The 11,592-nt window shown below is 68.6% G+C and carries 5 protein-coding genes; 4 read left to right on the top strand and 1 reads right to left on the bottom strand.

Going from position 1 to position 11,592, the window contains the following annotated elements:
* The first annotated feature begins 38 nt into the window (after nt 1-38).
* From ACIQVT_RS00025 to ACIQVT_RS00010, 4 genes are all read left to right on the top strand, one after another.
* Entirely contained in the window at nt 39-2,294 is a 2,256-nt protein-coding gene (locus ACIQVT_RS00025; RefSeq protein ID WP_403745423.1) for a Helicase associated domain protein, read from the top strand.
* 138 nt (nt 2,295-2,432) lie between these two features.
* Entirely contained in the window at nt 2,433-2,624 is a 192-nt protein-coding gene (locus ACIQVT_RS00020) for a hypothetical protein (RefSeq protein WP_403745422.1), read from the top strand.
* Nucleotides 2,625-3,212: 588 nt separating this feature from the next.
* A complete protein-coding gene (locus ACIQVT_RS00015) occupies nt 3,213-3,587 on the top strand; it encodes a hypothetical protein (protein WP_403745421.1) in 375 nt (124 codons plus the stop codon).
* Nucleotides 3,588-4,301: 714 nt separating this feature from the next.
* On the top strand, nt 4,302-7,949 hold the full coding sequence (locus ACIQVT_RS00010; protein WP_403745420.1) for an NACHT domain-containing protein: 3,648 nt from the start codon (nt 4,302-4,304) through the stop codon (nt 7,947-7,949).
* A gap of 330 nt (nt 7,950-8,279) precedes the next feature.
* On the opposite strand, the gene ACIQVT_RS00005 is transcribed toward ACIQVT_RS00010, so the two are convergent.
* Entirely contained in the window at nt 8,280-10,694 is a 2,415-nt protein-coding gene (locus ACIQVT_RS00005) for a UvrD-helicase domain-containing protein (RefSeq protein ID WP_403745419.1), read from the bottom strand.
* Nucleotides 10,695-11,592 lie beyond the last annotated feature (898 nt).

Raw genomic sequence — 11,592 nt, 5'->3', positions numbered from 1 at the left:
TGAGCACCCAGCCGACCCTCACGGAGCGCTGCACCTCCATGGCCCCCGACATCGAGCTACGGCCCCACCAAAAGGAAGCCGTCGCCGCCGCTACCGCCACGCTCCGCCACCACACCCGCGCGAGCGTGATCGCCGCCTGCGGCACGGGCAAAACCCTGATCGCCGCCCGCACCACCGCCCGCATCGCCCCCCGCGGCCGGGTCCTGGTCCTCCTGCCCACACTGGACCTGCTCTCCCAGACGATCCGCTCCTGGCGCGCCGCCGGACGCAAAGGCGCCACCATCGCCGTCTGCTCCGCACGCCAGGCCCTCGACCACGAACCGCTCGGCACCGACACCCCCCTCACCACCGACCCCGGCGAGCTCACCGCCCTGGCCACCCCACCGCGCCCCGGCCCGGTCACCGCGTACGCGACCTACGCGTCCCTGCCCGCCGTCCTCACCGCCCACCGTGACCACCACCTGCCCCCCTGGGACCTAGTGGTCGTCGACGAGGCCCACCGAACCGCCGGGCGCCTCGGCAAGGCTTGGGCAGCCGTCCACCACAACGACCAGCTCCCCGCCGCCCGCCGCCTCTACCTGACTGCCACCCCCCGCATCTGGGACCCCGAGGACGCTCAGGATGGGGACGGTGCAGAGATGGTGGCTTCGATGGACGATGAAAGCCTGTTCGGCCCCGTCGCCTACCACCTCAACCTCTCCGACGCCATCGACCTCGGTCTGCTCGCCGATTATCAGATCCTCGTTCCCGTCGTTACCGACCACGACCTGCGCGACTGGCTCGCCACCGGACCCGGCGCCGGCGTCGACGGCCTGCGCCTGGCCGGCTGCCAGGTCGCCGCATTGCGTGCCATCCACGACCACCGGCTGCGCCGTATCCTCACCTTCCACCACCGCGTTGCCGACGCCCGGGCCTTCGCCACCACCCTGACGGACACTGCCGCCGCGCTCCCCGCCGAACTGCGGCTCGAGGGGCTCTGGGCGGACTGGATCAGCGGCAGCCACGCCCCCCAGATCCGCCGCCGTCTCCTGCTCGAGTTCACCTCTCACACCACTCCCGATACGCCAGCCGTCCTGTCGAACGCCCGCGTGTTGGGCGAGGGTATCGACGTCCCTGATATCGACGCCGTCGTCTTCGCCGACCCCAAGGACAGCCCCGTCGACACCGTCCAGGCCGTCGGCCGTGCCTTGCGCCAAAAGCCCGGCTCCGGCAAGAAGGCCACCCTCGTCGTCCCCGTTTACCTCACCCCGGACGAAGATCCCGACGACCTCCTCGGCGCCGATGCCTATACCCCGCTGTGGCGCACCATCCAGGCCCTGCGCGCCCACGACGACCGCCTCGACGCCCGCCTGTCAGACCCTCGTACCCACCGCCTCACCACATCCCCCGAAGACCCTGAAGCCTGGCTCCGCTTCGACCGCCCCACCCAGGCCGATGAAGTCGCTCTCGCCCTCTCACTCCGGATCCTGGCCCCCAAGAGCGCCGAATGGCGCCGTGGCCTTGCCGCAGCCCGCAGCTACCGCCACACCTACCACCACCTCGACGTCCCCCAAGCCTATGAAGACACCGACGGCTACCCCCTGGGCCGCTGGCTCGCCTGGCAACGCCACCTGTACACCAAAGGCACCCTCGACACCGCACGCGTCCATGCCCTCGAACGCCTCGGCATCATCTGGGACCCCCGCCAGCAAGCCTTCGACCGGGCACTGGCCCACGCAGCCGCCTACGCCGCCCGTCACGGCCACCTCGCCGCCCCCGTCGAGGAAGTCCATGATGGCTTCCCCCTCGGCCGCTGGCTGGCCACCCAGCGCACACGCGCCGAGAGCCTTACCGAGCAGCGCGCCGCTGCCCTCGCTGCCCTGGACCGGTGGTGGAACCCGCCCTGGCCGATCACCTGGCAACGGGCCTACCATGCCGCCCGTCAGAGCCTGGAGCACAACGAGACGGCTTCCCACGAACAGAAGTGGCTTGAGGTCCAACGCGCTCAATCCGACCGCCTTCACCCCGAACAGAAGGGCCTGCTGAAGGAGCTGGGACTCGCGGACCTGCCCGGCACGTCCGCATCCCCGGCGGGGGAGAGCCACCTGCCGACGCGCGAGCGCGCCTTCCAGCGCGGGCTGGCCGCCGCACGGGCATTCCGAGAACGAGAAGGCCATCTCAACGTCCCCCAGCGCCACGTCGAGAAGACCGAAGGTGGCCCCGTGCGCCTGGGCCAATGGCTGAGCAACCTGCGCCGCCGCCGCTCTAGCCTCAGCCCACACAGGCAAGCAGCGCTGTCCGAACTCGGCCTGTAAACACCGACCTCACTTCCTCGAAGGAGGACCGGTTGACGCCATCAGCCGACATGAAGCGAGAGGTTCAAGTCAATGGCCTGAATGCGCCCTGGTGGAGCCGCTCGGCGCGCCCAGCGCGCCCTGCAGGAAATCATCCTGATGATGCACGCCTGGAGCCCGCACACCTTCGAAGCTCCCGAAGCCCAGGCGGCTGGGGAGGCACTCGCGAGCGTCCTGTCCCCACAGGAACGCCAGCAGGTGCGGGCGGTCATCGACGGGATCGAGACCGACGACGACGAGGCCCGCGCCATGGACCTCGCGAAGGGACAGCACGCTGGCCGGTACCAGTGACCGGCACGGCACCTACGGTGCCGGCCCCGGTGAGCGCGAGGACTGTGCCACGGCCCGAGGCCGCGTGTTCGAAGAGATCTCCCAGCCCTGGAGTGAGGGCGTCGACCGCGAGGCCGACGCTGCCCGGCTGGCCCGGTTCCTGCTCGGACCCCGTGCCGACCGAATCCAGGCCGCCCTTGCCGCAGCCCGGGCCGGCGTCGCCCGGGACACCGTCGAGGGGGCGCCGCAGGTCTGGCACGACAACGCCGAATCCCTCCGGGAAGCCCGCGAAGCCGCAGGACTCGATCTTCACGACGCCGTCGGCCACCTGGGTATCAAGCACGCCACACTCCAGCGCTTCGAACAGCCTGCACCCAGGCGGGCCACACTGCCGCCGCCTGCATCCCGCAGGCCATCTCCCAGCCGACCACTTCGTAGGACGCTACCCCCTGTCGCCACTCCACCACCATGTGAGGAACTCCCGTGTTCGAAGAGGTACATCACCGGCCTTGCGGGCGCCCCACCAAGTCCGGCGCTCCCTGCCGTGCGCAGTTCTCCGGTCCGAGCTTCGCCTGCAAACTGCACACCACCGACCACGAAAGAGCCCTCGTGGACGCCTACCAGCAGGGACTTGAGACCGGCCGGGCGAAGGAAAGACAGTGGAGCCGGCGCGCCCAGGCCGCCCGGGTTGAACACCTCGAGCGCCAGATACAGACCCTGCGGGAAGAACTCGACGCCAAGAACCGCCGCTTCGAGGTGGATGGCGACCAAGCCGTCACCGTCGACGGTTACGGATACCGCTGGAAGGGCCCCGGCACGCTCGAAGTCGGCGACCGTGTACTCCTGCCCGAGAACTACGTCAGCGCCCTGCGCCACGGCTCGGGACCCTTCCCGGGGACCGTGACCGAACTGGGCACCACCTACACCGGCACCCTCAGCACGATCATCTCCCGGGCCCCCGCCGTCCCAGGGCAGATCGGCTGAAACCACAGGCCCAAGACGCCGGCATCCGAATCGACCAGCGGAGGTTGTCCGTGAAACGCGAGCGCGCCACCACCCTCCTGAACGAGATGCTCGACCGGCTGGAGGAGGGAGGCTGGCCGCTGGACATCGTCGACGAGATCCTCGTCTTCAGCTCCTACGCGCGCAGCGTACTGACCCCGCGCCGCGGCAGCCGCCCTCGCCCACCTCGAAGCCGCATCCTGCCCCCTCGACTCCGTCTACCTGCACGGGGGAGCGGTCATCGGCAGCCGCTACAGCGACACCACGTAGCAGACCGGCATCGGATTCGGCTGGAGCCACTACCGCCGTATCTCCCAACACCCGCAGGAAGGCACCGACTGGTTCGAAGTCATCCGCCCCACACGGACCCAGCCCCTGCACACCCTCCACATCACCGTCCAGGACCGCTCTGCTCTGCCCCACCCGTGACGCACCATGCCCGAGTGAGCTCCAGGACCGCCCGCCAGATGTGGACCGGAGTGTGTCAGGGCGACGGGAGAGCGACGACTACCCCTGGCACAATGCGAGCTCCCGCAATGACCCGACCTGCGTGGCCCCATGTCCGGGCTCACACCACGGCGTGACACAACGGCACTTTGTCAGGAGTGGGCCGGAAAACGCACCGGGTACGGCGATGTCAGTGGCGCGACATACAGTGGCACCGCTCATCAGAGCACTCGGGAGGGGGCAGGGACGTTGGGCAGACAAGCAGAGCACGGTCCGGAGGCTGCGCCGGAGGGGCGGTACCTCTATGAACGGCTGGGGGAGAAGACATTCCAGCGGCTGTGCAACGCCGTGCTCGCGCACACCTTCAGCGACACCCGCTGCTACCCGGTGGGGCACTCTGATGGCGGCCGCGACGCCACCCGGCAAGACGCTGGCCGACTCGTCATCTACCAGGTCAAGTGGACCAGCAAGCCGCAGCAGAACCCGGTCACCTGGCTGAAAGCCGCGATCAACGGCGAGGCTGACAACATCCGTCGCCTGGTGAAAGAGGGCGCCAAGGCCTACTACCTGCTGACCTCAGTCGCCGGTACAGCCGTTCCGCAGCGCGGCTCCATGGACACGGTGGACGTTGTTCTGGCCAAGTACGCTGCCCAGTTCGGCATCCCCATGCGCATCTGGTGGCGGGCCGACATCGATGCCCGCGTGGACGGGGCACCCACCGAACTGAAGTGGGCGTACTCGGACATGCTCGCCGGGCAGGACCTGGTGCGATATCTGATCGATGGGGCGGGGCAGGCCGCTCACGATCATGCTCTGCGTACCCTGGCGATGAAGGTCATCGCCACCCAGTGGGACGAGGACGCCAAGGTCAAGTTCAAGCAGGTCGAGCTGACCTCTCACCGTCTGGAAGACCTGTTCATCGACGTCGAAGCAGTGCGGGTGGCGATGCCGACGGCCGTGCGCCGGGCCCGCATCCCGACCTTGCAGAGTGATGCCCTGGGTGCGGCCGCCGACTACCTGCTGACCACGCAACAGCCCTTCACCCTGGTCCGGGGCGAGCCCGGCCAGGGCAAGTCGACCCTCGGTCAGTACCTGTGCCAGCTCCACCGCGCCGCCTACCTCAGCGATGAACACCCCGCCACCACCCCGAGATCAGCCCTTGGCCGGGCGCCGCTCACCGAGCCCCGGCTGCCGCTGAGGATCGACCTGCGGGACTACGCCTCCTGGCTCTCCGGTGCCGATCCCTTCGGTGACCAGGACCGTCCCGCCCGCACCGTGCTGCGCAAACAGGGCTCGATGGAGTCCTTCATCGCGTATCTGCTCACCGCCCGCAGCGGTGGCCTGCCCGCGACCGTCGCCACGGTCAACGACATCATCGAGCGACTGCCCGTCCTCATCGTCCTCGACGGCCTGGACGAAGTCGCACGCCCCGAGACCCGCGCTCGGGTCGTCGAGGAGATTGACCGCTTCACGGCGCGGTTGCGCACGGCCTGCCGGCCCCAGATGATCGTCACCACGCGCCCCAATGTAGCGGGGCTGGCAGAACCGACCCCCGAGCGTTTCGAGACGATCGCTCTGAACCGGCTAGGCGAGACACTGCGCATCACCTACCTGCACAAGTGGGCGCGGGCGCGGGCCATCCCGGACCGAGAGCACCGCACGCTGGAACGGATCTTCCGCCAGCGTTCTGCGGAACCACACATCTCTCAGCTCGCCGACAACCCCATGCAGCTGACCATCCTGCTGTACTTGTTGCACAAGCGCGGCAATTCGGTGCCCGCCAACCGCACCGACCTCTACACCTCCTACATGGAGACCTTCCTGGACCGGGAGGCGGAGAAGACCGCCGCGGTCGACGAGCACCGCAACGACCTGGAAGAGGTCACCGCCTACCTGGGCTGGCACCTTCAGGCCCGCGCGGAAAGGGACGGCGGCAACGGCCAACTACCCACCCGCGAACTGCAGCGGGCGATCCTGAACTACCTGTTCAGCGTCGACAAGAACGTCACCCTGGTCGATGACCTCTTCACCGCGGTCACCGACCGCGTGTGGGCGCTGACGAGCAAGGTGCAGGGCACCTTCGAGTTCGACGTGCAGCCGCTGAGAGAGTACTTCGCCGCCCGTTACCTGTATGACTTCGCCGGCGCGGACCAGCGCGGCTTCGACCGCGCGGACGTCCTGCGCGAGCTGGTGCGCCGAGGCTACTGGCTCAATACCAGCCGCTTCTTCGCGGGTTTCGCCAAACCCAACGAGCTGGCAGGACTGGTAGAGACCCTGGAGGAAGAACGCGACGAGGGCACCCGCCCGCGTCAACTGCGCCTTTCCGCCTGGGTCCTGCTCGCCGACGGCGTCTTCAGCGGCCGCCCCCGCACCCAGCGCCGCGCCGCCGAACTCTTCCTCGACGACCTCAGCGTCCGCTTCATCCACCACGAATTGACCACCAACGACGACCTGCCCGTGCCCACCGCCGACCGCGGCGCCCAGCACCTCGCCGACGAGATCCTGGAACAGGTGGCGAACGACCCCGCCTCCCTGGCGGCCGCCGAGCGCCTACAGCTCGCCGTTATCCTGCTGGACGACTCCCATGCCTTCCACGCCTGGTGGTACCCGCAGATGCAGACGGCGCTAGGCACCAGCCAGGAGGCAGCCTGGCTCAACCTCGGCACTCCGTTCCACTGCGCCGGCCAGCTCAGCGGAGCCGACCTCAAGCGCCTGGCCCTCGCCGACGACACCGCAGCCGCAGCAGCCCTGCACGCCGGCCTGGCCCCGGAGCCCGGCTCCCGCCACGAACAGCGACTCGTGCAGGCAGTCCTCAACGGCCATGCCAGCGAGGCCAGCTGCTCCACCCCCACCTACGCGGCTGATCTCCTGCGTATCCTGCGACCACAGAACTTCCTGCGTATGGCGGTCGGCACCTCCACCCCGCTGCTCCTGGAACTCGTCGGTCACCACGACCCTGAACTGCTCGGCCAGCAGCGCCAGCCCGCCCTGACCCGCTTGAAAGAACGCGATGCGCGTTTCGACGCCCTGCAGACCGCTCTCGCCTTCCGCAAGGGCCAAAAAAGCACCACCTCGCCCTGGAGCAACGCGGCCCGGGCTCTGGCTGCCCTGCTGGGTCCGTGCTGGCTGGCAGCAGAGATCACCGTGATCGGCGCCGCAGCAACCAACTTCACCACCGGCGGTGACATCACCGTGAACTCGCAGCCCCTCGGCCCCGATCCCGACTATGGCCGTCTGCTGCAGGAACTGCGCAGCAATCGCACCAGCACCGCTTGGTGGAGCCAGCAGTACACCGCCCACACCGATCCACTCTCCCGCGCCACCTGGGCGCTGGGACTGCTCGCCATTGCCGACGAAAGCGTCCTCACCGCACACCTGCCCCGCATCGACAAGGTCCTCCAGACCCTTCCCAGGGACGCACGCCACGCCCTCCTCATGAGCTCAAGCCGGCTGGGCGCCACGCTCGCCCGCCGCCTGTCCCCAGACGCCCTTTCTCCCGCCGCAGCCCTCGCCCCGTGCACCACCCTCGCAGTTGCTCACTATGTTGCTCACCCCGAACAACATCTCCGGGAAGCGCAATTGCAGCCTCTTCCCGATGCCGTCCTGGCGGACATGGCTGCCTATTCCGCAACGGCCTGGCCCGCTCATTTCGCACTCACCGCACGTATGACCCTCAACCCCACGCCCGAGACCCTGGCCGCGCTCAAAGCACACGGCCCCCACGCCTCGGCAGGACATCTGGTACCCCGCCTTGCCCCCGAGACCGGCACCGCCGTTCTCGCCTCCCCGTTCGACTACCCCATGTCTTTCGTGCTCGAAGCGGACAAGGCGGCACGCGGCGACGCTGACGCCTACCTGGCCGACGCAGCCGACGATGCCAAGTGGTTCGGCTCCTGACACCCACTCCCCCCACACGGGCATGTGCTCACGCCCAGGACATCACCGCCCGCTTCTTCCCACGCGAAAACGTCACGGCCCCGGTCCGCCTCCCCGAAGGGAGCCGGACCGGGACTGGCCGGCGCCCCGCGTCTTCGCACACCGCAGCGTGAGACGCAGATCGCACGCCCGAAGCAACCGAACAGCCCGCCCACGTGAGCGGCTACCAGCCAGGTGTGAAGTGCAACCGGCGAGGACGGTCTGCTTCTGCAGCTGATGCCTCAAAGCCGCCCCGCACCGGGGCCGACGCGCCTGACGGGCCCGCTCTTATGACACCAACGAGGCGTTTGATCAAGCATTCCCGGACCGCGCCGTACGTTGCGCCTGGCGAAGGTGCCCGCGCAGCAAAGCGCGCAGCTCGGGCAGAGGAAGCCTGGCCTCCAGGGCATCGAGGAACTCCTGGACCGTCCATGAGATCAGGGCGCCGTGGCGGGACAGGTAGAGGCCGACCCGGTCGATGGCGTATGCGTCGTCGTAGTCGAGCAGCAGGTATCCGGCGAGCTGGTGTACCGCGGATCGGTGCAGGGTGCGGGCGCGGGTGGTGGCCTTGCAGTCGATCAGCATGCCGCCTGTGATGAAGTCCGCGTCGGCCCCGCCGAGGTCGCGGCTGCCGGCGAACACCGGTCCACACACCCGCTGCTGCTTCGGCAGTTGCCTCAACGGTGTGAAAGGCTGCTCGGCGAGCTTCATCTGCTCGGCGATGTCTTCCAGCACGTACACCGGTACCGCCGCGGTGAGCTGGTCCAGGGTGGTGCGTTCATCCGCTTGGGCAAGCAGGTTACGGCGCCGGGAGAAGACACCGTTGCGGTAGACGGCCTCGTAGAAGCCGGCCACGTGACACAGCCGGGTCAGGTCCTGCTCGTCCAGCGGGCACGTGCCCGACAGGTGGGCGTCGAGCCGGGCGAGCAGTTGGATGCCCGCCCCATACAGGGCGGTGCGGGTCTCGGCCGCCGGGGCGCCGGCCAGCGGGAGAGCACTGCCCAGCAGCCGGACACCGGTGGTCACTGCGTCTCCCGGGCCGTGGCCGAGGCTGATCCGCAGCCGGTAGTCGATGGTGTGTCCCAGAGCCGCGTAGTCGGGGCGGCGCTCATCCATCGGCTGCACCGCAGGCCCCAGCCCCTGCGCCCAGTGCAGATACGTGCTGACGAGCCGGTCCATCCGGGGCAGATGCCGGGCCAGGAACAGGGACATCGGCGAGCGCGGGTACTCCAGCTGGCCGGTCAGGGACAGCGCGGCCAGGGGCACACCGTCCGCTGTTTTCGTCACCGACCCGCGCGAGGCCTGCCGGATCTGGGCTTCGGCCCATTGGATCCCCGTGGCGTCCAGCACCTGGCGTGCCCGCGTCACCGCTACGTAGATCAGCCGTGCCTCCGCCGGATGCACGCCGCGGGTATTTGGTGCATCCGACTCCGGGGTGAATCCGTCGCCGATCCGCACCCGCTGCCACTCACGTCCCTTGGCTTTGTGAACGGTGGAGACCACCACCCGCGCCCGCTCCTCGTCGACCATCTGCTGCACAGCCGCGATGATCTGCTGCGGCCCATAAGCGTCGACGAGTTCCACGATCGCCTTCAAGTCGGCGGCCGCCGAGTCCTGTTCGGCGTACTCCTGCACCTCGCCCCAGGACGAGAACAGGAACAGCTCGTGATGGGAGGTCCGCCGGCCGGCCTGCAGATCGATCGCCGCCTCAGCGATCTTCAGCAGAGGCTTGCCGCCTCCGGCCAGCGCCACCGGCACACCCTGGTCGAGGAAGCGCAGCACCTCGGCGAGGGCGTCCGCGTTGCCCCGGCACAGCACCGCATCAGGGACCTCCACCCGTCCCAGCCCGGATACCTCGCGGGCGTGTCCGGTCAGCTGCATCGTCGACCCGGCGGCCCGCAGCCACCGATTCGCCACTTCCGCGATCGCCGGCCCGAACCGGAACGACTGCGTCAACTCCAGCCGCTGGCCCGGGAAACCGCTCATGATGTCCTTGGCGTGCCGCCACTCATAGATCTGCTGCGCGGGATCCCCGACACACACCCGCTGCGCGTCCTGCGCCAGAAAGATCTCCTCCAGGACCGGGTTGGTGTCCTGCGCCTCGTCCAGCAGGATGAAGTCCGCCCGCAGCCTCGGCCGCGTCAACGCCCACATCTTCAGGTAGTGGTCGTGCTGGAAAGGCAGGTTTCCCGCAGGGGAGCAGATGTCCTCCCACGCCCACCGTGCCCGCTTCAGCAGCACCTCCGCCAGATACTGCGCGCCCTGCTCATCCAGCCCGTTCACCGGCCCCAGGTGCCGGGCCGCCACCTGCTCATCCGTGCTGTAACAAAATCGCCGGACCATCTCCATCACGAGCCGGGCCAGCGTCGTCGGCTTCAGCCGCCGCTTGCCCACCGCCAGCTCCCGGTCCAGCCCCAGCAACTGCGCCGTGCGCTTGAGCGGCATATGACGAGAGGCGTCGAGACGACCCTGGAACCGGCGGCCCACCGCGCGATGCGCCAGCGAATGCGACGTACGGCATTCCACGTTTGTCCCGAACCGGCCCTTGGCCTCGTCCGCGATCGGTCTGTTGAAGGCCACGTACAGGCCCCTCCGTCGCGTCGCCGAGCCCATCATCACCAGCGTGGACGTCTTGCCCGTTCCGGCACCTGCCACCAAGGCCACGTCCTGGCCCGCGCCGAACACCTCCCGGGCCGCCTCCTGTTCAGCCGTCGCGCTCAAGGCCACGCCGCACGTCCCTTCCACCCGCACTGCGAGTCAACTTCCGCTCTCGGCCCTGGCTCCGGCCGAGCGCGATCAGCTTGGCAGCGCCCACTGACACTAGGCCGCCTCACCTCAGACATGTGCGCGGAATCTCGAAGAAGCGGCCGATTTTCATGTGGTGGCCCATCCGTCCAACCGCTCACGATCCGATGCCGCGAAGATCGCCGCCCTGTGGGAATCGGTCGGTCTCTACACCTTCCAGGACGGTGTGCAACTACTGGACACCAGCATGCAGGAACCCCGTGGTGTACGCCTGCACGCACAGCCGTCGACAGGCGGCTCTCCGCCCGCTCGCCGTATTTCTCAGCGGCTCCTCGGGCTCTCACACCTGAGCAGGATCCAACGCAGGCTCCTCGCCCGCCACGCGGCACCGGTAGCATCCTCGTCCCATTTCCGGAAAGGCCGGCATTGCTCACGCTTTCGGACGCTACCGAGGGCACTCCGGCATCCTGCCAAGCCCGCCAGGCCGACTAACCAGCGCGCCGTCAGGCGTCAGCTGGAACACTCATCGCAGCTCTCCGGCAGGGGAGCGTAGGCAACCCAGATAACTGTGCAACAACCTCGCTATGACATTACGGCGCCGATAGGCGCCGACACCTGAGCCCAGTCAACTTCCCCTCCCCGCCAGGGGAGGGTGCATCACCAGGTGTCTGTTCTGCCGTCAGGCAGAACATTCTCTCTTTTGGTGAGCGGGCCGTCAGGCCCGCCAACGTCCCCGGAAACTAATCGAGTTGGCCCGCCAGGGCCAACTCGATACCGACAATACAGCCGTGCCGTCAGGCACGGCGACAGCAACCTAACGGGCCGTCAGGCCCGTAGTTGGCCGCCAGGCCAACTTGAGAGCCTTCAGGCTCTCCGCCCC

This window comes from Streptomyces sp. NPDC100445 (assembly GCF_044759735.1).
GTDB lineage: Bacteria > Actinomycetota > Actinomycetes > Streptomycetales > Streptomycetaceae > Streptomyces.
Note: the sequence above shows the minus strand (reverse complement) of the source record. Positions and strands in the feature narration are given on the sequence as shown.